The sequence below is a fragment of the Pseudomonas orientalis genome (genome assembly GCF_002934065.1).
GTDB lineage: Bacteria > Pseudomonadota > Gammaproteobacteria > Pseudomonadales > Pseudomonadaceae > Aquipseudomonas > Aquipseudomonas orientalis_A.
Genome location: NZ_CP018049.1, coordinates 4,482,415 through 4,505,368 on the forward strand (window position 1 = coordinate 4,482,415; position 22,954 = coordinate 4,505,368).

Below are 22,954 nucleotides of genomic sequence, written 5' to 3' on the forward strand. Positions count from 1 at the left end.
AACGCTTCAATGGCGGATCAACGTGATGCCTGGCGCAAGGCGAGCAGGTCTTGAACCAGCACTTGCACATCCAGGCTATTGACCTGCTTGACCTGCTCGATCAACGGCCCGGGCCAGCACTGCATCCCCAGACACGCGCCAAGCATGGCGCCGAGGATCGCGGCGATGGTGTCGGTGTCGCCGCCCAGGCTCGCGGCCAGGCACAGCGCTTCGAACGCGTTCATGTCGCCCGATGCCACTTGCTGCGCGAGGGCGAACGACACCACCACCGACTCCTGGGAGGCGACGGAGGTGCCAATCAATTCATAGAGCAAGTCGGTGAACAGCGCGTTGTCGCCGCTGCCGACGCTCAGGGTGCGTGCCCAACTGATGCGGGTCGACATGCGTCCGCCGGCAACCCAGTGGCCATGGTGTTCGGCCTGTTGCGCCACCTGGGTGCCGATGTTCAGCGCTTCGCCCAGGTCGACACCATTGATACCGGCCGAGACCACCGCCGCGACCGCCGCCGCGCTGGCAATGCCCAGGCTGGTGTTGTGGGTGACCTGGCAGGCCTGGATCACCGCCTGGATAAACCGTGCAGGGTCGCTGACATCGGCGGCGATGCCCACCGGTGTGATGCGCATGGCTGCGCCATTGGTGGTGCCGTAGCGCCCGGATTCTTCGGGGGTGTGCCCCGCGAGGATCATGTCGATCGCACGCTTGGTGGAGGGCCCGAGCAGGTCCTGGGAACCCTTGGCGCGCATGGCCGCTTCCCAGTCGATCAGGCGTCGGGCGAGTACGCCAGGCTCGATCGCACCGCGGCCTTCCACCAACAACTCAGCCACCAGGATCGCCTGCTCGGTGTCATCGGTGATGGAACCGGCGGGCATATTTGGCGCAATGGGTTGGTCGGGGCCAGCATCTTGCAGGGAGGTGATGGCGCCGAAACGCTGCCGGACCTGCTCACGGCTCAGGGATTGGGTGGGCATGCCCAGCGCGTCGCCCAGGGCCAGGCCATAAAACGCGCCAAGCGCGCGGTTTTCAGCAGTCATTTGGACGCCCCGAATTGCAGGTGCAAACGAAAGTGCACGGGGTCGAGCAAGCTTTCGACATGCTCCATGAAACGCTCGCGACGGTCATAGGTGGTGCGCGAGGCCTTGAGAAATACCGTGCCGGACGGACGGCCGAGTAATTGGGCGTCTTCATCGCTCAGGGCCTCGGCGCCGATCCATTGGTCGCCCGTGGCGCCCACATAGCCGTAGGCTGCGAGGGTGATGGTCAGGGAATGGTCGATCAGGCCGATGCGCGGGAGGCTTTCCAGGTCGCCGGTGGCCGGCATCAGCGAGCGCTCCAGTGACACCGCCGTACCGTCGGCGGTGCGGCGCAGGCGGTCGAGGGCGATAAACTGCTCGCTGCCGAAACGGCTGGACAGGTCCGGGCGTGTCACCGCTTCGAAGCGCAGCACCTCGGTGCTGACTTGCGCGCCGGTGTCCGCCAGGGCCTGGGCCCACCCGTGGCGCTGGTCGAGCCCCATGCCGTCAAAGGTGACAATGGAGCCGACACCGCTTTGGGTGGCGATGTAATTACGCCGCTTGAGCTCGGCCAGCGCCTCGCGCAGGGTGCCACGACTGACCGCAAACTCCTCGGCCAATTGGTGTTCACCCGGCAACAGGAAACCGTCGGCCATCACCCCACCCTCGATACGGCGGATGAGCTCGTCGACGACGCGTTTTTTCTTATCGAATCGAACATGTCTAATCATGTACAAATTGATACCCGAAAGGCGCTGTCTCCAGCAAGCAAATTATTACTGCACGATAAAAAACCGGCCTCAGGGCTCCAGGCCAATCGGGAAAAACTGCCCATTGCTCCATACGCCAAGCCAGTTCTGACCGTTGATCGGACGGCTTACGGCCAGCTCGACCAATTGATAAAACACGTTGCGGTGCACCATGGCTTCGAGGTTGCTGCGCACACGCAAGTAAGGCGCCGGTTCCTCGGTGAGCGGATCGATCACCACCCGCAGCGGGTGCTCAAGGCCGGCCTCGATCTGTTCGTCTACGTTGGTGGAGAAGCGCAGCACCTGGCTTTCGCCTTGCCCTTGCACCTCAAGCGTGACCGCGACAAAGGGCGCGTCATCGACAGTGATGCCGACCTTTTCCACCGGCGTGACCAGGAAATAATCATCGCCATCGCGGCGAATGATGTTGGAGAACAACTTGACCATGGGTTTGCGCCCGATAGGCGTGCCCTGATAGAACCAGGTGCCGTCACGGGCGATGCGCATGTCGATATTGCCGCAGAAATCCGGGTTCCACAGATGCACCGGCGCCGGCCCTTTACCTTTGGGCAGTTGCGCCAACAGATCATTGGCCTTGGCGGTATCGGTCATGGGGGTCTCCTCAGGCTTACTGATTGCTCATGCCGAGCAAGCTTCGGGCGTACTGGGCCAGCGGCCGGGCAATCAGATCTTGTGGCGTATTGTCGTGGAACGTCAGTAAACCGCCACGACTGCGAATGCGTGCAGTATCAATCAAATACTGGGTGCTGGTCTCGATCAACATGATCTGGATCACGCCGCTGTCCAGGCCAAGGCGGTCCAGGGCTTGCTGGTCGGTCCACTCATCGGCGTTGCCGATACGGTCGTCGGCTGCCGCAAAACGGCAATACAGCAAGTAATGAGCCCCCACCCCGCGCGCTTCGGCCATGGCCTGTTCGAGGCCTTCGGGCTGACGGGCGCGACGCACCATGGGGAAATATTCGACGAAGCCGTTGAAGGCTTCCTCGGCCACCACGTTGGGGCGCGGATACGCGCTGCCGGGCGGCACGAAAGCGCCCTGGGCGATAAAGATGAAGGAGTCCGGCTGCACACGAATTGAAGCGGTGCGGCGCGTATCACTGTGGTCGAGCAAGCCGGCGTCGCTCATCTGATAGCGGGTGCCTTCGGCCATATCGCCGACGGTCATGCAACCACTGAGTGCCAACGACGCCAGCAACAAAACCAGACTACGCATCCTATCCTCCAGAAGCCGGTGACGGAAAACCGGCGAATGGGCGTGAGATGCAGAATCTGCGCCAGCTTGATTTAAATGTGGGAGGGGGCAAGCCCTGATGCCCTGCAGGAGCAGGCTTGCTCGCGAAAAACCCACAGGCACCGCGCTCATTCAGAAGGCACGCGTTATCGTTGACGTTGTTCGCGAGCAAGCTCGCTCCTACAGGCCGCATCCACAAGTTAGCCGCCAATGATCTTCATCACCGTCGCGCCTCCCGAGAAGGCCACTTCCTGCTTGTCGCCCAAGGCCTTCATCAGCAGCCCTTGCAGCGCCGGCAGTGCCTGATGGCGCGGTTTGTCCAGCAGGTCGCCGACGTAGTGACGATTGCTCGAAGACAGGCAACCATGCAACCACCCCGTGGACGACAGCCGCAACCGCGAACAGGTGCGGCAGAACGGCACGCTCTCATTGGCGATCACGCCAAAGAAGCCCTTGCCCGGCACTTCATAGCGCACGGCCGTGGCGTCGACGGGCGCATTGGCTTGCAGGTATTCATGCTGTTCGCCGATCAGGCTGAGCAATTGCTGCAGGCTGACGAATTGCTGCAGGAAGGCGTTGGAGTCTTTGGCCAAGTGGCCCATGCGCATCAATTCGATAAAGCGCAGCTCATAGCCCCGCTCCAGGCAGTAATCAAGCAACGGCAGCACCTGGTCCAGGTTCTGGCCGCGCAAGGGCACCATATTGACCTTGATCTTGATCCCAGCCGCGCGGGCCTGGTCCATGCCGTCGAGCACAGTGGCCAGGTCGCCACCACGGGCGATGCTGCGAAAGGCGTCGGCATCCAGGGTGTCCAGGGACACGTTGATGCGCCGGATACCGGCGTCCACCAGCAGCGGCAGCTTGCGCGCCAGCAACTGGCCGTTGGTGGTCAGGCTGATATCGCTGAGCCCCATCTGCCCCACGGCGCCCATGAAGGCTTCCAGCTTGGGACTGACCAGCGGCTCACCCCCGGTAATCCGCAGGCGATCGATGCCGGCCGCTTCGATCAGGTACGCCACGCCCCGCGCCATGGCCTGGGCCGAGAGTTCGTCCTGGGCAGCCACCAGCCGCTTGCCATTGGGCACGCAATAGGTACAGGCATAATTGCAGGCTGAGGTCAGGCTGATCCGCAAATTGCGAAATCGCCTGCCTTGACGATCGACGATCATGAACCACTCCGGCAGAGGATGAATCGGGGCGCGCTAAAAGCTGACTGATAAATCAACTTTTAGCAAGGGGGCCTTGCCTGAGTATATTCCCGGGGTCCTGCGCGTGGCAGTAAATCATCAGGTGGAGGGCGACTCCACCGCCGGCGGCTCGGTACTGTGCTTGCGCTTGTTGCCCATGCGCACGCCAATATCCATCAGGAACTGGAAGAAACCTTCCTGGTCTTCCAGCACATTGCTCCAGAACGGCGAGTGGTACAGCGCCACGGCGCCATGCACCAGGGCCCAGGCGGCGCAGTAGTGAAAGTAGGGAGGCACGTCTTCAAGCTTGCCTTCACTGATACGGCCCTTGATCAGCAAGGTCAGGCGTTCGAAGTTCGAGGCGCGGATCTTGTGCAGTTCCTCGACCATTTCCGGTACCTGGTGGCCCTTGACGACCTTTTCTTCCAGGCGGTCAAACAGGCGGTAGCGCTGCGGATCGCGCATGCGGAACTCGAAATAGGCACGGGACAGGGCCTCTTTGTCCTTGTCGACATCGGCCGAATGCAGCAGCTCATTCAAGTCACGCTCGTAGTCGAGCATCAGGCGCAGGTAAATCTCGGCCTTGGACTTGAAGTGCTTGTAGATCGTGCCTTTGCCGATACCCACGGCATCCGCGATCATCTCGACGGTGACGCTGTCTTCGCCTTGTTCGAGGAACAATTTGAGTGCGGTGTCGAGAATTTCCTGCTCACGGCGGCGAAACTCACGGACCTTACGGGGTTCTTTATGCATGAGGAAGAGGTCTGCAAAGGTCGGAAATAGGAAGGGTTGCGCAGGCCACGGATACGTGGCGATACGATTTACCCGATGCGAGGGATTATCCCGACTGAACGGTCGTTGGGCAACGCCTATGTGAACCCGGCATGCACTTTACTTTCAGTACGCCAACGATTTATGGAATATCAGTCAGAAACAATACGCGAGATTCCAACGCGCACATCCGTTCAATGAGAACTCAAGGAAAGCGCGCGTATTCCAAATCTGTTTAAAAAACGATCAATCGAGACTGGACTGAATCCGAGAGTGATCAATACTTCAAGTGTCGGCGCGACATCTCCCCCAAGTGAAGCGTCGACCTGGGTACCGACGGACTGTGTGCCCTTGTTTACTCCTAATGGTCTTAGCCCGGATTCACCCCCCAGAACCCGGGTTTTTTTTGCCTGCGGTTTTCTCCTGTAGGAGCGAGCTTGCTCGCGAAGAACTCATAGACACCGCGTTTATCCAGGATGCACGCGTTATCGTTGACGTTTTTCGCGAGCAAGTTCGCTCCTACAGTGCAAGGCAAGCGCGCTACGTCGCAGAAGTAGTAACGCCGGCCACATGGGCCAATGGAAACAGCCGCCTGAAGTTCTCAGTGGTCTGCTCGGCGAAGCGCTCGTAGGATTCGCCGCGTAGCATCGCCAGATAATCCGCCACGTCACGCACATATTCCGGCAGGTTCGGCTTGCCGCGATGGGGGATCGGTGCCAGGTACGGTGAATCGGTTTCCACCAGCAGCCGGTCGGCAGGCACCTGGCGGGCCACATCACGCAGCGCGTCGGCATTGCGAAAGGTAACGATGCCCGACAAGGAAATATAGAACCCCAGGTCCAGGGCGGCCTTGGCCATCTCCCAATCCTCGGTGAAGCAATGCAGCACACCGGCCTGCGGCAACGCGGCTTCGCGCAAGAGCGCCAGGGTATCGGCGCGGGCCCCACGGGTGTGGACGATCACCGGTTTGCCGGTGTGTTGCGCAGCCTGCAGGTGCAGGCGGAATGAGGCCTGCTGCAGGTCGGCGGCTTCGGGTTCGTAGTGGTAATCCAGGCCGGTCTCGCCAATGGCGACGACGCGCGGGTGATTGAGTTCGCCGAGCAGCCAGTCCAGGGCCGGTGCCTGGCCGGGCTTTAGGTCCAGCGGGTGGATGCCCACCGAACAATCCACATCGGCGTAGCGATCAGCGAGAGCTTTGACATCAGCGGCGTTTTCGGCACTGACGCCGATGCACAGGAAGTGCCCTACCCCGCGCTGGCGCGCAGCGTCGAGGGCGGCGTCCAGGGAGCCGTTGTGCTGGGCGAGATCAAGGCGGTCGAGATGGCAATGGGAGTCTACGAGCATGGGCAATTACAACTTGAGTAGTGTCTGGCCGACGATACACCCGTCGGCCAAGGAAATTAACGTCGGCCGAGCAAGCCGACCCATTGGACCAGCAATGCTTCAAGCAACAGCACGCGGTTGAGGTTGGCCTTGCCGAGCACTTTCTGACGCTGGGCGAGAATCCAGTCCTGAATGCTCAGCACCTTGTCCTGCGCACTTTTCTGCGCAAGGTATTGCACCACCTTGCGCATGTCCGGCAAACCCAGGCCGTTTTCGTCCTGGGTCAACTGGTAGCGCAAGATCAGACTGGACCAGTCGCAGAACCAGTCGAACAGCAGCAGCAGGGGAATGTCCTTCCACGCACTTTCGGCCAATTGCGTGGCGGACAGTTCCTGTTTGATCAGCTTTTTCACACCGTCTACGACCAGTGCCCGTTGCTCGCGCACGCCCTGGGCGTGCAGCTTCACCGCCGCAAGCGGGGAGCCTGCGGCCAGGGTCAGCAATTCGATCCGTTCCTGCTCGGCGCAATCGGGCAGCGCCTGCGCCAGCCATTGCAGGCTCATGGCCTCGCTCGGCAACGGACACGCCTGTTGCACGCAACGGCTGCGAATGGTCGGCAACAAGCGGCTGGATTGATGGCTCACCAACAGCAGCACGGTGTCGCCGGACGGCTCTTCCAGACTCTTGAGCAACGCGTTGGCGGCGTTGATGTTCATCGCCTCCACCGGCTCGATCAGTACCACCTTGCGCCCGCCCATCTGCGCGGTTTGCACCACGAAGCTGACAAGATCGCGCACTTGGTCGACCTTGATCGCTTTGTCCGCTTCCTCAGGTTCCAGCACATAGTTATCGGGGTGGCTGCCGGCCTTCAGCAGCAGGCAGGATTTGCATGCGCCGCAGGCGTGCAGGTCAACGGGGCGCTGGCACAACAGGCTGGCCATCAAGCGCTCGGCCAGGGCACGCTTGCCGATACCTGTCGGGCCGTGCAGCAAATAGGCGTGAGCATGCTGGGCACGGCCGGCCAATTGCTGCCAGAGGCCGTCCTGCCACGGGTAGGCTTCAGCCACGGGCGCGCTCCAGCAGGGCGGGCAACAGCGCATCAAGGGCTTGCTGCACCTGAGCCAGCGGTTGCGCTGCGTCGAGCAGGTGATAACGCGCAGGCTCTGCCTTGGCACGCTCGAGGAACGCAGTGCGCACGGCGTCGAAAAATGCCTGGCCTTCCAGCTCGAAACGATCCAGGCGACCGCGCGCGCTGGCGCGGGCCATGCCCACCTCCACTGGCAGATCGAACAGCAGGGTCAGGTCGGGGCGCAGGTCGGCCTGTACGAAACTTTCCAGGGCAGCGATACGCTCCAGGCACAAGCCGCGACCACCGCCTTGATAGGCGTAGGTGGAGTCGGTAAAACGGTCGCAGATCACCACGGCGCCGCGGGCCAGGGCCGGTCGGATCACCTCGGCCAGATGCTGGGCACGGGCGGCGAACACCAGCAGCAGCTCGGTGTCCGCATTCATCGGCTCGTCACCCGGGGCCAGCAAGACTTCACGGATGCGCTCGGCCAGCGGCGTGCCGCCGGGCTCACGGGTCAACACCACTTCGATGCCTGCGGCGCGCAGGCGCTCGGCCAGGTAATCGCGGTTGGTGCTTTTGCCGGCGCCTTCCGGGCCTTCGAGGGTCATAAACAAGCCAGTCACAGGCAGTCCTTAGTCAGAGTCATTGCGGGCTTTGCGGGGCGTTGGTGTCCGGCGCGGGCTCTACCGGTACATCAACCGGTGGCACCGTGTCTTCCAGCGGCTTGGCCTGTGGTGCCGGGCTGGAGCGGTAATCGGCGCGGCGCTTGAGTTGAAACTCACGCACGGCGGCATTATGCGCATCCAGGTCATCCGAGAAAATATGGCTGCCATCGCCACGGGCGACGAAATACAGGCTGCTGCCCGGCACCGGGTTCAGCGCGGCATGAATCGCCTCGCGGCCCACCATGGCAATGGGGGTCGGCGGCAGGCCAGCGATCATGTAGGTGTTATAAGGGTTGGCTTCCTTTAGATGGGCGCGGGTCAACTTCCCGTTGTAGCGCTCACCCAGCCCATAGATCACCGTGGGATCGGTCTGCAACATCATGCCCAGCTTCATGCGACGCACGAACACACCGGCAATCTGCCCACGCTCTTCGGGCACACCGGTCTCCTTTTCCACCAGGGAGGCCATGATCAGCGCTTGATAGGGCTCGGTGTAAGGCGCATCAGCGGCGCGCCGGCTCCACTCCTGGGCCAGCACATCGTCCAGGCGGTTGTAGGCTTTCTTCAGGAATTCGACGTCCGTCATCCCACGCACGAAGCGGTAGGTATCCGGAAAGAAGCGCCCTTCAGGAAACACGCCAGGATGGCCGAGCTTGTCCATCACTTCGCTGTCACTGAGGCCCGCGAGGGTCTGCACGATCTTGTCATGCTTGGCCAGGGCCGAGCGTACCTGGCGGAAGTTCCAGCCTTCAACCAATGTCAGGCTGTACTGAACCACTTCCCCACGTTGCCAAAGACCGATCAGGCCTTCGGCGGTGAGGCCCGGGGTCATTCGGTACTCGCCGCTGTGCAGCGGCTGGTTCTCGAGGTTCAAGCGCCAGTAGAGACGCAGCCAGAAGGCGCCGTCGAGCACGCCATCGGCTTCCAGACGATTGAAGGTGCCGGTGGGCGTCGCCCCGGCCGGTACATCGAGCAGTTGCTCCTGGGTCAAATGCAACGGCTGCTTCAAGGCAGCGTTGTATTTCCAGGCGCAGACGCCTAACAGCAAAGCCGCCGAGAACAGACCGATCAGCAGCAGTACAACCAGTTTTCGTATCACTCAGATATCCAATAGTGCGCGAACAATGCCCTGCAGTTTACGGGTGAGCGGCCCAACCGACCAGCTCATCCCGGCGCACTCGCGTACCGGCCAGATGCCATAAATGCTGTTGCACACAAAGACTTCGTCGGCCTGGCGCAACTGCTCGATGTCAATATCGGCCACGGCCACCGGGGCGCCCAGGGCTTGCGCCTGGGCCAGGATCTCGGCACGCATCACCCCGGCAACGCCGCAACGCTTCAGATCAGCGGTAAGTAACACGCCGTTGCGCACCAGAAACAGGTTGCTGAACACGCCTTCAATGACACGCCCGGATATATCCAGCATCAAGCCTTCGGCATGCTCGGCATCCCGCCATTCGGCGCGGGCGATGACCTGCTCAAGGCGGTTCAGGTGTTTGAGCCCGGCCAGCAGCGGTTGTTCGGCCAAGCGGGTGGCGCACGGGAACAGGCGGATGCCGTCGGTTCCATGGCTTTCGGGATAAAGGGCGGGCGGACCACCCTGCAAGATACGGCGTACAACGGCATCGGGATTGATGCCGTAACCTCGCTGGCTGTCGCCACGGGTCAGGATCAACTTGAGCACGCCATCGCCAAGGGCTGCGGCATAGGTCAGCACTTCGCTGCGGACCAGAGCGTGATCCACCGCCAATGCGAGGCGCCTGCAGCCCTCATCGAGGCGCTGCAGGTGACGGTCGAACAGCAGCGGCTGCCCGGCCTTGACCGCGATGGTTTCAAACACACCGTCGCCATACGCCAGGCCGCGATCTTTCAGAGGCACGCTGTCCGCTGGCTGACCGTCGACCCAGCTGTGCATCACTCGGCGAACCGGCGGAACACCAGCGAGCCGTTGGTGCCACCAAACCCGAACGAGTTGGAGATCACCACGTCGATCGGCATCGGTTGCGCTTCGTGCGGCACGAAGTTCAGGTCGCAGCCTTCGTCCGGCTCATCAAGATTGATGGTCGGCGGAGCGACCTGGTCCTTGATGGCCATCACACTGAAGATCGCCTCGACCGCACCCGCCGCGCCCAACAGGTGGCCGGTCATGGATTTGGTGGAGCTGACCGCCAGCTTGTAGGCGTGTTCGCCGAACACCGACTTGATGGCTTCGGCTTCCGCCAGGTCGCCGGTCGGCGTCGACGTGCCATGGGCATTGATGTACTGCACCTGGTCGGCATTGACCTTCGCATCGCGCAGGGCATTGGTGATGCAGCGCGCGGCACCGGCACCGTCGGACGGTGGCGAGGTCATGTGGTAGGCGTCGCCGCTCATGCCAAACCCGATCAGCTCGGCATAGATGGTGGCACCGCGCGCCTTGGCATGCTCCAGCTCTTCCAATACCAGGGCACCGGCACCGTCGGACAGCACGAAACCGTCACGGCCCTTGTCCCACGGACGGCTGGCACGGGTAGGCTCATCGTTGCGGGTCGACAGCGCACGGGACGCGCCGAAGCCGCCCATGCCCAGGCCGCAGGCAGCCATCTCGGCGCCACCGGCAATCATCACGTCAGCTTCATCATAAGCGATGTTACGCGCCGCCATGCCGATGCAGTGAGTGCCCGTGGTGCACGCCGTTGCGATGGCGTAGTTAGGCCCCTGTGCCCCCAAATGGATGGACAGGAAACCGGAAATCATATTGATGATCGAGCCCGGCACGAAGAACGGTGAAATTCGACGGGGACCGGAATCGTGCAGCGTGCGACTGGTTTCTTCGATATTGGTCAGGCCGCCTATCCCCGAACCCATGGCCACGCCGATGCGCTCACGGTTGGCGTCGGTGACTTCCAGGCCGGCGTTACGCACTGCCTGAAAACCGGCTGCCAGGCCGTATTGAATGAACAGGTCGAGCTTGCGCGATTCCTTGAGCGAAAGGTATTGCTCGACATTGAAACCCTTTACCGAGCCGCCAAAACGGGTGGAATAGGCAGAAAGGTCCGTGTGTTCGATCAGACCGATACCACTGTGGCCAGCCAGAATGCCCTGCCAACTGCTTGGCACATCCGTGCCCAGTGGCGACAACATACCCATACCGGTGACTACGACGCGTCTACGCGACACAGCACTCTCCTTTTTCTAATGACGACACTTTGCTTCGCAGCGTACTTTTCGTCACCGCTGAAAGAAAAAACCGCACGCCGTTACAGCAGTGCGGTTTTTCCCTGACAGCAGGCGACGACTACAAACTATTACGCCTGGTGGCTAGTAACGTAGTCGATGGCAGCTTGAACAGTAGTGATTTTTTCAGCTTCTTCGTCCGGGATTTCGGTCTCGAATTCCTCTTCCAGAGCCATCACCAGCTCAACGGTGTCAAGGGAATCGGCACCCAGGTCTTCTACGAAGGAAGCAGTGTTGACCACTTCTTCTTCCTTAACGCCCAGTTGCTCGGCGACGATTTTCTTGACGCGCTCTTCGATGGTGCTCATACCTTGTTTAACTCCTAATGGACAAATTCAGGCAGCTGGCCAGTGGGTAAGTGTATAGAAAGCCATTTCGGTTTTTCAACCGAAAGCTTCACCCTGTACCCGCTCGACCACCTGCCTATAAATTAAGTTGCAGCTTTATAACGGATTTTAGACAGCTCGTATGACATATTTTTGAAGCGATCCGTCACAATTTAACTCATGTACATCCCGCCGTTCACCGGAATTGTAGCCCCGGTCACGTATGCCGCACCGTCGGATGCCAGGAAAGTGACCACATTCGCGATCTCTTGGGCCTGGCCCAGACGGCCCAGCGGAATCTGCGTCAGCAAGGCTTCACGCTGTGCTTCGGGCAGTTCGCGGGTCATATCGGTGTCGATGAACCCTGGGGCCACCGAGTTTACCGTAATCGACCGCGAGCCGACTTCACGCGCCAGTGCACGGCTGAAACCTTCCAGACCGGCCTTGGCCGCAGCGTAGTTTACTTGGCCGGCGTTGCCCATGGCACCCACTACGGAGCCAATATTGATAATTCGACCCCAGCGCGCCTTGGTCATGCCGCGCAAAACACCCTTGGACAGGCGGAACAGACTGTTCAGGTTGGTATCGACCACGTCGTACCATTCGTCGTCTTTCATGCGCATCATCAGGTTATCGCGGGTGATACCGGCATTGTTCACCAGAATTGCCGGGGCACCGAACTGAGCGGTGATCTCAGCCAGCACGGCCGCCACGGACTCATCATTGGTCACGTTCAGCTCGAGGCCGGTGCCCTGCACGCCGTTTTCCTTCAGGGTCGCGGCGATACGCTCGGCACCCGAGGCGGACGTGGCGGTGCCGATCACGACGGCGCCCTGACGGCCCAGTTCCAGGGCGATCGCCTGGCCGATGCCACGGCTTGCGCCGGTAACCAGTGCAACTTTACCTTGCAGACTCATGCAGGCTTCTCCTAAGTTCGGGGATCAGGCCAGCGCCGCACGAGCGGCAGCGAAGGCATCCGGGGTATTGAGATTGGCAGTCGATACGCCGTCGGCGCAACGCTTGTTCAGGCCGGCCAGGACTTTGCCCGGGCCGCACTCAACCAGTTCGGTGGCACCGTTGGCGGCCAGGGTCTGGACCGATTCAACCCAGCGAACCGGCTTGTAGAGTTGCTCCAGCAGGTCGCGCTTGAGGGTGTCCAGGTCCGGGGCGATCGCCGCGCTGACGTTCTGCACCAGCGGGATCTGCGGCGCCTGCCAGTTGATCGCGGCGATGGACTCTGCAAAACGCTCGGCCGCCGGGCGCATCAGCTCGCAGTGTGACGGCACGCTGACCGGCAACGGTAGCGCGCGCTTGGCACCACGGGCCTTGCAGCCTTCGATGGCGCGTTCGACCGCTGCCTTGGCACCCGCGATGACCACTTGGCCAGGAGAGTTGAAATTCACGGCGCTGACCACTTCGCCCTGCGCCGCCTCGGCGCAGGCTTCGATCACCACGGCATCGTCCAGGCCCAGGATCGCGGCCATGCCGCCCTGCCCGGCCGGAACGGCCTCCTGCATCAACTGGCCACGACGCTCGACCAGCTTGACCGCTTCACCGAGGGTCAGGCTGCCCGCCGCGACCAGGGCGCTGTATTCGCCCAGGCTGTGACCGGCGACAAATGCCGGGCGTGCGCCGCCTTCGGCCAGCCACACGCGCCACAGGGCGATCGAAGCGGTCAGAATGGCCGGCTGGGTCTTGTCGGTTTGATTGAGTTGCTCTTCCGGCCCCTGCTGGGTCAGCGCCCAGAGGTCATAACCCAGGGCGTCGGAAGCTTCCTTGAAAGTATCCAGGACCAGGGGGTATTGCGCGCCCAGCTCGGCCAACATGCCGAGGGACTGCGAACCCTGCCCTGGAAAGACGAATGCGAGGGATGTAGACATGTAACAAGCCCCTAATGATCTGGTCGTCAAAATGCGCACACCTACGATGGGAGCGCGCGAAACTGACAGATTGGATGGTCAATTGAACTGGCCGGTCACATTTAAGCACTCCCGGGCCGATTCGCCTAAGGCAACAAGTCCTCCAGGCGGCCGCGCAGGCGTTGCGGCAGGTTGTCCTGAATTTCGATCACGGCCCGTGCAATCGCGCTCTGAAAGCCCTCGACACCCGCCGAGCCATGGCTTTTCACCACGACGCCCTGCAGCCCCAGAAAACTCGCGCCATTATGCCGAGCCGGCGCCAGGTCGGCCTGCAGACGACGCATCAACGGCAGCGCCAGGGCGCCGACCATGCGCGCTGCCAGGTTCTGCTTGAACAAGGCTTCGATACGCATGGCAATCATGGTTGCCAAGCCCTCACTGGACTTGAGCAGAATGTTGCCGACAAAGCCGTCACACACCACCACGTCGGCTTCGCCACGGTACAAGCCGTCACCTTCGACAAAACCTACGTAGTTCAAACCCCGCGCGCCCTGCAGCAAGGTCGCGGCCAGCTTGACCTGCTGGTTGCCCTTGATGTCCTCGGTGCCGATATTGAGCAGGGCCACCCTTGGCCGGACCACGCCCAGCGCTTCGGCGGCCACCGAACCCATCACGGCGAACTGCAACAGATGTTCGGCACTGCAATCGACATTCGCCCCCAGGTCCAGCAACTGGCAATAACCTTTCTGAGTGGGAATCGCCGCCACCATCGCCGGCCGATCAATGCCCGGCAGGGTCTTGAGCACATGCCGCGACAGGGCCATCAGCGCGCCGGTATTGCCGGCGCTGACACAGGCGTGCACCTTGCCGTCGCGCAGCAGCTCCAGGGCCACGCGCATGGAGGAGTCGGGCTTGCCGCGCAGGGCCGCTGCCGGTTTTTCGTCCATGGTGATGGTTTCGCTGGCCGGCGTAACCGTCAGGCGCGCGCGATCCACCGCCGGATGGCTGGCAATCAGTTCTTCAATAAGGGTAGGTTGACCGACAAGGGTCAGGTGCAGCGAGGGCGTAGCAGACAGGCTGGCAATGCAGGCCTGAACAATGCTGCGGGGACCGAAGTCCCCGCCCATTGCGTCAATCGCGATGACTTGAGCAGACAAGTGATTACTCGTCAGCGCCCTTGTCGATCACTTTACGGCCACGGTAAACGCCTTCTGGCGATACGTGGTGACGCAGGTGAACTTCACCGGTGGTCTTTTCAACGGACAGGGTGCTAGCCTCGAGAGCGTCGTGCGAACGGCGCATGTCACGGGCGGAGCGGGATTTTTTGTTCTGCTGAACAGCCATAATTGATTAACTCCTAAACGTTTGGGTCACGCTTTAACTGCGCCAATACACTGAACGGGTTGGACCGCGTTACCTCGTCCTCGCTCGGTTCGGGCTCGTCATCGAGGCCCGCCGGCTGCTGGCATTCTTCCGGATGATGAGCAGGCACAATGGGCAAGGCGAGCAAAAGCTCCTCCTCGATCAGTGCATGCAGATCCAAAGGATCTTCGCCCAGTTCCAGCACGTCATAACCTTTCGGCAACGACTGGGTATTCGCACCCTCCTTCACCACGGCATAACTGCATTCGCTGTGGATCGGCAGGGTGACCAGCTCAAGACAACGCTGGCAAACCATTTTGACTTCGGTGTCGATAAGGCTGTGAATTACCACAGATTTACGTTCATCTCGTTCAAAAACGAATTTGGCCTGGACCGCACCGACAGTGTCGGAAAGCGAGTCGCAGAGTCTCTCCAAATCGGCCAGCGGCAATTCACCTTGAAGGGAAGTGCCACGATCAGCCAATTTGCGCGGGTCAACGTGAGGTGGAATCGGGTCATTCAACATAGGCGCAGCATTATAGGGATGCACCCGGCCATGTCAAAGGAAATTCAGCCCTGTGCGTCAGCCGGTCACGCCGCTAGAATCTGCGGCTGTCTTGAGGAGACGTATATGCTGCCTTTATTACTCGCGTCCAGCTCGGTTTATCGTCGGGAATTGCTGAGCCGCCTGCACTTGCCGTTCACCTGCAGCTCGCCGGATATCGATGAAAGCCATCGCCCGGGTGAGTCAGCCCTTGAGCTGGTAAAGCGCCTGGCCGAACAGAAAGCGCGCGCCCTCGCCGCCAGCCATCCCGGGCATTTGATCATTGGCTCTGATCAGGTAGCGGCACTGGAAGGCCGGATCATCGGCAAGCCCCACACCTTTGAAAATGCCCGCGAGCAATTGTTGGCGGCCAGCGGCAAGCGTGTGAGCTTTCTTACAGGCCTGGCACTGCTCAACAGCGAGACGGGGCACTGCCAGGTCGACTGCGTACCGTTTACCGTGCAGATGCGTGAACTGGACGCGGAGCGCATCGAGCGCTACCTGCGGATCGAGCAACCCTATGACTGCGCGGGCAGCTTCAAGGCCGAAGGGCTGGGTGTGAGCCTGTTCCAGAGCACTGACGGCCCGGATGCCACCAGCCTTGTTGGCCTGCCACTGATTCGACTGGTGGACATGCTGCTGACCGAAGGCGTACTAATTCCTTGAGTACACACCGACCAAATGTGGGAGGGGGCTTGCCCCCGATAGCGGTGGGTCAGCCAGCTTATCTAGCGCTGACACACCGTCATCGGGGGCAAGCCCCCTCCCACATTTTGATCTGCAGCTGGCTTGGGATATCAGCGCAGGCTCGGCCCTTGGAAGCCCATGTACAGGGCCAGCTTCTCGGCCACGCTGGCACCGAGCTTCTTGGAGAAGCGGTCAAACGGCGATTCCTCAACCGTGAAATCCACCAACTCCTTCTCGCCAACCACATCCCGCGCCACCGAACTGGCGCTGCCCAGGCCGTCGATCAAGCCCAGCGGCAGCGCCTGCTCGCCCGACCACACCAGCCCGGAGAACAGCTCCGGATGCTCCTTGTCCTTGAGCCGATCGCCACGCCCTTGCTTGACGCTGGCGATGAACTGGCGATGAGTAGTGTCGAGTACGCCCTGCCAGAACGCGGTCTCATCCGCCTTCTGCGGCTGGAACGGATCGAGGAACGCCTTGTGCTCGCCCGAGGTGTAGGTGCGACGCTCCACGCCCAGCTTCTCCATGGTGCCGACAAACCCGTAACCGGCTGCCGTCACCCCGATGGACCCCACCAGGCTGGCCTTGTCAGCGTAAATCTGGTCGGCGGCACTGGCGATGTAATAAGCGCCCGAAGCCCCCAGGTCGGAGATCACCGCATACAGCTTGGTGTCCGGATGTAGCGCGCGCAGGCGACGAATCTCGTCATACACATAGCCCGACTGCACAGGACTGCCGCCGGGGCTGTTGATACGCAGGATCACGCCCTTGACCTTGGGGTCTTCGAACGCCGCGCGCAGGCTGCTGACAATATTGTCGGCGCTGGCGGGCTCCTTGTCGGCGATCACCCCGCGCACCTCGATCAAGGCGGTGTACTGGCTGCCACGGGTGGCGCTCTTTTCCATGTCCATCAACGGGCTGAACAGCGCCAGTATGAGCAACAGGTAAGTGAAGGTCAGCAGCTTGAAGAAAATCCCCCAGCGGCGCGCGCGGCGTTGCTCCTGGACGCTGGCCAGGAGGGTTTTCTCCAGCAGCTTCCAGCTTTTGTCATCAGCGTTTTGCGCTTTTTCCGGCGCTTTCCACTCGTCACTCATGCCATCAACCCCAGCAAAGACTTATCGAGCCCGGCTGAGCCAGGCCTGCAATTGAGAAAAATGATCGATCGTGACCCTGGGCTCGTATGGCTGCAGAGCATCCGCAGACTGGGCGCCGTAGCTGACCGCCACGCTGTCCATACCCGCATTGCGCGCCATCATCAGGTCGAAGGATGCATCGCCCACCATCAACGCCTGGCGCGGCGATACGCCGCAATGCGCCAGGATCTGCTCCAGCATCAGAGGGTGAGGTTTACTGGCAGTTTCATCCGCCGCACGGGTGATGTCGAAATAGTCTTCCCAGCCGTGCGCCTTGAGCACCCGATCCAGCCCGCGACGCGCCTTGCCTGTGGCGATGGCCAGGTGATAACCCTCGGCACGGAACGCCTCCAGCGACTGCACCACACCCTCAAACAGCGGCGAAGGCTCGGCCTCCAGTGCAATATAGTGCTCGGCGTAATGCTCGCGAAAAGCGATCAGCTCGGCGTCGGATATCTGCGGATACAGCGTGCGAATCGCTTCGGGCAAACCCAGGCCGATAATACCCTTGACTGCCAGGTCGCTGCACAACTCAAAGCCCGAGCGGTTCGAGGCGCTGTGCATCGACTCAACGATGCGGCCAATGGAATTGGCCAGGGTGCCGTCCCAGTCGAAAATCAGCAGCTTGTAATCACGGTGCGACACTCAAACGCTCCACGGTCTTGGCCCACATCTCATCGACCGGCGCCTGCAACTTCAGCTCGCCACCATCGGGCAGCGGCACGGTCAGCATGTAGGCATGCAGGAACAGGCGCTTGCCGCCCAGGTCGCGGATCTCCCTGGAGAAATCCTCGTCGCCGTATTTGGTGTCACCGGCAATACAGTGACCGGCGTGCAGGGTGTGCACGCGAATCTGGTGGGTACGCCCGGTGACCGGCTTGGCCTCGACCAGCGTGGCGAAGTCGCCGAAGCGGCGCAGCACCTTGAACAGGGTCAGGGCCTCTTTGCCCTCCTCGTCCACTTCCACCATGCGTTCACCGGAGCGCAGGTTGCTCTTCTGCAACGGCGCACGCACGCTCTTGATCGAACTGGCCCAGTTGCCACGCACCAGCGCCATATAGCGCTTGTCCACACCGTCGCCACGCAGGGCGGTGTGCAGGTGGCGCAACATGCTGCGCTTCTTGGCGATCATCAACAGGCCGGACGTATCGCGGTCCAGGCGATGAACCAGCTCCAGCTCCTTGGCATCCGGGCGCAACTGGCGGAAGGCTTCGATCACGCCGAACGTCAGACCGCTGCCGCCGTGAACGGCAATGCCGCAGGGTTTGTTGATCACGATGAGTTTGTTATCTTCGAACACGATCGACGCTTCCAGGCGCTGCAACAGGCCCTGGGCCAGCGGCACGGGCTCGTCGCGCTCAGGCACGCGCACCGGCGGCACACGGACGATATCGCCCGCCTGCAGCTTGTACTCGGGCTTGATCCGACCCTTGTTCACCCGCACTTCGCCTTTGCGCAAGATGCGGTAGATCAAGGTCTTGGGCACGCCTTTGAGCCTGGCCAGGAGAAAATTATCGATGCGTTGGCCGGCATATTCCGGCGAGACCTCGAGCAGCTGGACGCTGGGGGTCTGGGGGGCGGTAGTGGTCATGGCGGCGATGATAACAATTTTTTATGGAATTGAAGCACTTAATCATTGCTGCTATAGTCGCGAACGCCGCCAAAAGCGGCCTGGACAGAGGACTTGCGGCAAACTGCCGGCCCTGACCATCGCAATTCATCAGGACGCGAGGCCGTCCTACGGGGCGTTCGCCACCCTGGAAGGCTTGAGATTGTAACAAGCGCAGGTGACATGAGGCCTGAAGCGAGTGCGGTACGCAGAGTGAATACTCGCGTCCTGCGCCGATATTTACGGCCAGTTCACAAAGTGCAGTCAGTCCCGAGCCAGACCATGGCGAATGCTTCGGAAACAACGCCTGTTAAGAGCTGAGTGAGAGCGCAATCGCCCACACCTAGTCTTGTTTAGCCATGAGCGTGGACTCCCCTTTGGAGAACACGGTAAATGCCAACCCGCTGCGGATTCTGCGCGCGGCAGCACCCGAATTATCAGGGATACGTGTAGGGTGGAGATGCACAACCGTCGGACCGTGTAGCACTAGGCTTATATTTAGACGCTTCATCTCGTCCACAGTCGCCGGTTGATTCCTCCTCCTGACCTTAGCTTTTGTTGAAGTGGTGCCTTTGTCACCACCGCTAACAAGCAGGACGCGTCCGTCGCGATACCCGCCCAATTGGCAGGTTTTGCTGGACACTGGAGTGGCCAACCACTCTTGACGCACCTGACACCGACCGTGAGAAGTCGTGTGTGCCGAACGCCGTTTCCGGCAGCCCGGAAACCGACGGTACAACATGAAAAGAATGCTGATTAACGCAACTCAACCCGAAGAGTTGCGTGTTGCGCTGGTAGATGGCCAACGCCTCTACGACCTGGATATCGAATCCGGTGCACGCGAGCAAAAGAAGGCCAATATCTATAAAGGCCGTATTACTCGCATCGAACCAAGCCTTGAGGCTGCCTTTGTCGATTTCGGCTCCGAGCGCCACGGCTTCCTGCCCCTCAAGGAAATCTCCCGCGAGTACTTCAAGAAAGCCCCTGAAGGCCGCGTGAACATCAAGGACGTCCTGAGCGAAGGCCAGGAAGTCATCGTCCAGGTCGAAAAAGAAGAACGTGGCAACAAGGGCGCTGCCCTGACCACCTTCATCAGCCTCGCTGGCCGCTACCTGGTGCTGATGCCGAACAACCCGCGTGCCGGTGGCATCTCCCGCCGCATCGAAGGCGAAGAGCGCAACGAACTGCGTGAAGCGCTGAACGGCCTGATCGCCCCTGCCGACATGGGCCTGATCGTGCGCACTGCCGGCCTGGGCCGCAGCAGCGAAGAAATGCAGTGGGACCTCGACTACCTGCTGCAACTGTGGACCGCCATCAAAGAAGCCTCGCTGGATCGTTCCGCGCCGTTCCTGATCTACCAGGAAAGCAACGTGATCATCCGCGCCATCCGCGATTACCTGCGCCAGGACATCGGCGAAGTGCTGATCGACAGCGTTGAAGCCCAGGACGAAGCCCTGACCTTCATCCGCCAGGTGATGCCGCAGTACGCCAGCAAGATCAAGCTGTACGAAGACAGCGTTCCGCTGTTCAACCGTTTCCAGATCGAAAGCCAGATCGAGACCGCCTTCCAGCGTGTGGTCGAACTGCCTTCCGGCGGCTCCATCGTGATCGACCCGACCGAAGCCCTGGTGTCCATCGACATCAACTCGGCGCGCGCCACGAAGGGTAGCGACATCGAAGAGACCGCCCTGCAGACCAACCTGGAAGCGGCTGAAGAAATCGCCCGCCAGCTGCGCCTGCGTGACATCGGCGGCCTGATCGTGATCGACTTCATCGACATGACCCCGGCCAAGAACCAGCGCGCCGTGGAAGAGAAAGTCCGCGAATGCCTGGAAGCCGACCGCGCCCGCGTACAAGTGGGCCGTATCTCGCGCTTCGGCCTGCTGGAAATGTCCCGTCAGCGCCTGCGTCCATCCCTGGGCGAGAGCAGCGGCATCGTCTGCCCGCGTTGCAACGGCACCGGCATCATCCGTGACGTTGAGTCGCTGTCCCTGGCGATCCTGCGCCTGATCGAAGAAGAAGCCCTGAAAGACCGCACCGCCGAAGTCCGCGCACAAGTGCCGATTCCGGTTGCCGCGTTCCTGCTCAACGAAAAACGCAACTCGATCACCAAGATCGAACTGCGCACCCGCGCCCGTATCGTCATCCTGCCGAACGATCACCTCGAGACGCCGCACTTCGAAGTGCAGCGCCTGCGTGATGACAGCCCGGAAGCCCACAGCGGCCAGTCCAGCTACGAAATCGCCGCAGCGGCCGCCGAAGTGGAAGAAGTCCAGCCAGCCGCTGCGACTCGCACCCTGGTCCGCCAGGAAGCCGCCGTGAAAACCGCACCGGCCCGCGCCAATGCACCGGTACCGGCCGAAGCTGCCGCTCCGGTTGCCGCGCCGGCCGCCATGCCTGAGCCAAGCCTGTTCAAAGGGTTGGTGAAGTCGCTGGTCAGCCTGTTCGCCACCAAGGAAGAGCCCGCCGCTCCGGTTGTGGTTGAAAAAGCCGCCACCGAACGCCCTGCGCGTAACGAAGAGCGTCGCAATGGTCGTCAGCAGAGCCGTAACCGCAACGGTCGTCGCGATGAAGAGCGCAAGCCGCGCGAAGAACGAGCCCCGCGTGAAGAGCGCGCGCCACGTGAAGAGCGTGCCCCTCGCGAAGCCCGTGAAGAAACCCCGACCGTAGCCCGCGAAGAACGCGCACCACGCGAGGAACGTGCGCGCACCCCGCGCGCCCCACGTGAAGATCGCAAGCCGCGTGGCGAGCGTGAAGAGCGTGTACGTGAGCTGCGCGAGCCTCTGGACGCAGCGCCTGCCGTCGCCGCTGCCGCTGCTACTGCCACTGCCACCGAAGAACGCCCGGCTCGCCAGCCGCGTGAAGAGCGCGCGCCACGTGAGGAACGTCAACCACGCGCCCCGCGTGAAGAGCGTCAACCACGCGCCGAACAGGCCGCTGCCGCCAGTGAAGAAGAAGTGCTGACCGGCGAAGAGCAACTGCAGGAAGAGGGCCAGGACAACGCCGAAGGCGATCGCCCACGCCGTCGCTCCCGTGGTCAGCGTCGTCGCAGCAACCGTCGTGAGCGTCAGCGTGATGCCAACGGCAACGTGATCGAAGGCTCGGAAGAAACCAGCGAGAATGCAGAAGCTGCCAACAACAAACCTACCGGTGCCGACCTGGCTGCCGGCCTGGCCGTTACCGCTGCCGTTGCCAGCTCGGTCATCAGCGCCCCAGCTGAAGCCCAGGCTCACGAACAGGCCGAGCGCGCCACCGCAGCCGTCGAAGAGACCGCCGCGGTAGAAGCGCCCGTTGCCGAGACGCCGTTGGTTGAAGCACCGGTGGTTGAAGCTACTACCCCAATCGAAACCCCAGTGGTTCCGGAAGTGGAAGTGGCACCGGTTCGCGACGCTCAACCTGTGACCGAAGTGGTTGCCGTTGAAGTCGCCCCGGTCGTCGAGCCTGAGCCAGTGGTTGAAGCCGTTGTTGAAGCACCGGTTGTCGAAGAAGCTGCCCCGGCCGTGCGTGAAGTTCGCGAAGAGCAGACCGCCTTCCAATGGACTGCCGAACCTGCCACTCCGGTTGACGCGCCCGCTCCTGCCCCCGTGGTAGAAGAGGCTCCGGCTCCGGTTGCTGATGTCGCAGTGTCCGAGCCGACCCCGGAGGTCGAGACTGCCCCCGTGGCTGAGCCCGCTCCAGTCGTTGAGCCTGCACCCGTGGTTGAAGCGCCGGTAGTGGCTGAAGTCGCTGCTCCGGTGGTTGAAGCTGCACCGGCAAGCGCCCTGACTGAAAACGGCCGTGCGCCGAACGATCCACGTGAAGTGCGTCGTCGTCGCAAGGAAGCCGAGGCTGCCGCTGCTGCTGCAGCGTTAGAGCACAAGGCCCAGGAAGAAGAGCACGAGCCTAAACCACTCGCCTGATTCCATCAGCCATTAAAAAGCCCCGCCTGAGTGATCAGGCGGGGCTTTTTATTCAAATCGAAAAAAGGAAAAACTGAATGATCACATTCGATGTGCACTCACCATCCCATGCCTCCCGACATCTTATCGTAACGATTTGACGCTTGTTCAAGGAGTCGTTGCCCAGAACTGAGCGGCATCATAGGCCTGCTTTTTTCCGAAGAGTGCCCTTGAGTTTTCGATTCTTCCTTGACTTCGGGTTTTGAATTATTCGACGTGCTGGAAGCAGACGTGGACTGAGTCGCTGGAGGGAT

The 22,954-nt window shown here is 61.4% G+C and carries 23 protein-coding genes; 2 read left to right on the plus strand and 21 right to left on the minus strand.

Features of this window, described 5'->3' with window-relative positions:
• Positions 1-17 precede the first annotated feature (17 nt).
• The 18 genes from BOP93_RS20120 to BOP93_RS20210 form a co-directional block, all read right to left on the minus strand.
• The gene (locus BOP93_RS20120) at positions 18-1,031 is read right to left on the minus strand and encodes an ADP-ribosylglycohydrolase family protein (RefSeq protein ID WP_104504408.1); all 1,014 of its coding nucleotides are present in this window, start codon (positions 1,029-1,031) and stop codon (positions 18-20) included.
• Positions 1,028-1,741, minus strand: a complete 714-nt coding sequence (locus BOP93_RS20125; protein ID WP_104504409.1) for a GntR family transcriptional regulator — start codon at positions 1,739-1,741, stop codon at positions 1,028-1,030. Before BOP93_RS20125 ends, BOP93_RS20120 begins: the two co-directional genes overlap by 4 nt.
• Before the next feature lie 69 nt (positions 1,742-1,810).
• On the minus strand, positions 1,811-2,371 hold the full coding sequence (locus BOP93_RS20130; RefSeq protein ID WP_104504410.1) for a DUF1285 domain-containing protein: 561 nt from the start codon (positions 2,369-2,371) through the stop codon (positions 1,811-1,813).
• Between the two features lie 16 nt (positions 2,372-2,387).
• Complete coding sequence (locus BOP93_RS20135) at positions 2,388-2,993, minus strand: DUF4823 domain-containing protein (protein ID WP_104504411.1); 606 nt, start codon at positions 2,991-2,993, stop codon at positions 2,388-2,390.
• 218 nt (positions 2,994-3,211) lie between these two features.
• Complete coding sequence (locus BOP93_RS20145; RefSeq protein ID WP_065883735.1) at positions 3,212-4,180, minus strand: GTP 3',8-cyclase MoaA; 969 nt, start codon at positions 4,178-4,180, stop codon at positions 3,212-3,214.
• A 117-nt stretch (positions 4,181-4,297) separates the two neighbouring features.
• A complete protein-coding gene (locus BOP93_RS20150; RefSeq protein WP_065883737.1) occupies positions 4,298-4,951 on the minus strand; it encodes a TetR/AcrR family transcriptional regulator in 654 nt (217 codons plus the stop codon).
• Between the two features lie 558 nt (positions 4,952-5,509).
• Positions 5,510-6,313, minus strand: coding sequence for a TatD family hydrolase (locus BOP93_RS20155; RefSeq protein ID WP_104504413.1), 804 nt, complete (start codon positions 6,311-6,313; stop codon positions 5,510-5,512).
• Between the two features lie 56 nt (positions 6,314-6,369).
• Positions 6,370-7,359, minus strand: coding sequence for a DNA polymerase III subunit delta' (locus tag BOP93_RS20160; protein WP_104504414.1), 990 nt, complete (start codon positions 7,357-7,359; stop codon positions 6,370-6,372).
• On the minus strand, positions 7,352-7,984 hold the full coding sequence (gene tmk, locus BOP93_RS20165; RefSeq protein WP_104504415.1) for a dTMP kinase: 633 nt from the start codon (positions 7,982-7,984) through the stop codon (positions 7,352-7,354). Before tmk ends, BOP93_RS20160 begins: the two co-directional genes overlap by 8 nt.
• A 19-nt stretch (positions 7,985-8,003) precedes the next feature.
• The gene (gene mltG, locus BOP93_RS20170; RefSeq protein ID WP_104504416.1) at positions 8,004-9,125 is read right to left on the minus strand and encodes an endolytic transglycosylase MltG; all 1,122 of its coding nucleotides are present in this window, start codon (positions 9,123-9,125) and stop codon (positions 8,004-8,006) included.
• On the minus strand, positions 9,126-9,941 hold the full coding sequence (gene pabC / locus BOP93_RS20175; RefSeq protein ID WP_104504417.1) for an aminodeoxychorismate lyase: 816 nt from the start codon (positions 9,939-9,941) through the stop codon (positions 9,126-9,128).
• A complete protein-coding gene (gene fabF / locus BOP93_RS20180; protein WP_057721119.1) occupies positions 9,941-11,185 on the minus strand; it encodes a beta-ketoacyl-ACP synthase II in 1,245 nt (414 codons plus the stop codon). The genes pabC and fabF overlap by 1 nt, the downstream gene beginning before the upstream one ends.
• Before the next feature lie 128 nt (positions 11,186-11,313).
• Positions 11,314-11,550, minus strand: a complete 237-nt coding sequence (gene acpP, locus BOP93_RS20185) for an acyl carrier protein (protein WP_003175607.1) — start codon at positions 11,548-11,550, stop codon at positions 11,314-11,316.
• Between the two features lie 191 nt (positions 11,551-11,741).
• A complete protein-coding gene (gene fabG, locus BOP93_RS20190; protein ID WP_104504418.1) occupies positions 11,742-12,485 on the minus strand; it encodes a 3-oxoacyl-ACP reductase FabG in 744 nt (247 codons plus the stop codon).
• Positions 12,486-12,509: 24 nt separating this feature from the next.
• Positions 12,510-13,448 carry an ACP S-malonyltransferase gene (gene fabD / locus BOP93_RS20195; protein WP_104504419.1) on the minus strand — a complete coding sequence of 313 codons (939 nt, stop codon included), beginning with the start codon at positions 13,446-13,448 and terminating at the stop codon, positions 12,510-12,512.
• Positions 13,449-13,573: 125 nt separating this feature from the next.
• The gene (gene plsX, locus BOP93_RS20200; protein ID WP_104504420.1) at positions 13,574-14,584 is read right to left on the minus strand and encodes a phosphate acyltransferase PlsX; all 1,011 of its coding nucleotides are present in this window, start codon (positions 14,582-14,584) and stop codon (positions 13,574-13,576) included.
• 4 nt (positions 14,585-14,588) lie between these two features.
• On the minus strand, positions 14,589-14,771 hold the full coding sequence (gene rpmF / locus BOP93_RS20205; RefSeq protein ID WP_003179396.1) for a 50S ribosomal protein L32: 183 nt from the start codon (positions 14,769-14,771) through the stop codon (positions 14,589-14,591).
• A gap of 13 nt (positions 14,772-14,784) precedes the next feature.
• A complete protein-coding gene (locus BOP93_RS20210; protein WP_057721115.1) occupies positions 14,785-15,315 on the minus strand; it encodes a YceD family protein in 531 nt (176 codons plus the stop codon).
• 105 nt (positions 15,316-15,420) lie between these two features.
• Here BOP93_RS20210 and BOP93_RS20215 point away from each other — a divergent pair, with 105 nt between their 5' ends.
• Positions 15,421-15,999 (plus strand): Maf family protein, encoded by a 579-nt coding sequence (locus tag BOP93_RS20215; protein ID WP_104504421.1) that lies wholly within the window; start codon positions 15,421-15,423, stop codon positions 15,997-15,999.
• A 131-nt stretch (positions 16,000-16,130) separates the two neighbouring features.
• Here BOP93_RS20215 and BOP93_RS20220 read toward each other — a convergent pair whose 3' ends face one another.
• The 3 genes from BOP93_RS20220 to rluC are packed head-to-tail and all read right to left on the minus strand — an operon-like array spanning position 16,131 to position 18,744.
• Positions 16,131-17,114, minus strand: coding sequence for a S49 family peptidase (locus BOP93_RS20220; protein WP_104504422.1), 984 nt, complete (start codon positions 17,112-17,114; stop codon positions 16,131-16,133).
• Between the two features lie 21 nt (positions 17,115-17,135).
• Positions 17,136-17,798 (minus strand): HAD-IA family hydrolase, encoded by a 663-nt coding sequence (locus BOP93_RS20225; protein WP_104504423.1) that lies wholly within the window; start codon positions 17,796-17,798, stop codon positions 17,136-17,138.
• Complete coding sequence (gene rluC, locus BOP93_RS20230; RefSeq protein ID WP_065951059.1) at positions 17,785-18,744, minus strand: 23S rRNA pseudouridine(955/2504/2580) synthase RluC; 960 nt, start codon at positions 18,742-18,744, stop codon at positions 17,785-17,787. Before rluC ends, BOP93_RS20225 begins: the two co-directional genes overlap by 14 nt.
• A gap of 758 nt (positions 18,745-19,502) precedes the next feature.
• Between rluC and rne the strand changes: the two genes are divergently transcribed.
• Positions 19,503-22,661 (plus strand): ribonuclease E, encoded by a 3,159-nt coding sequence (rne, locus tag BOP93_RS20240; protein WP_430758785.1) that lies wholly within the window; start codon positions 19,503-19,505, stop codon positions 22,659-22,661.
• Positions 22,662-22,954 lie beyond the last annotated feature (293 nt).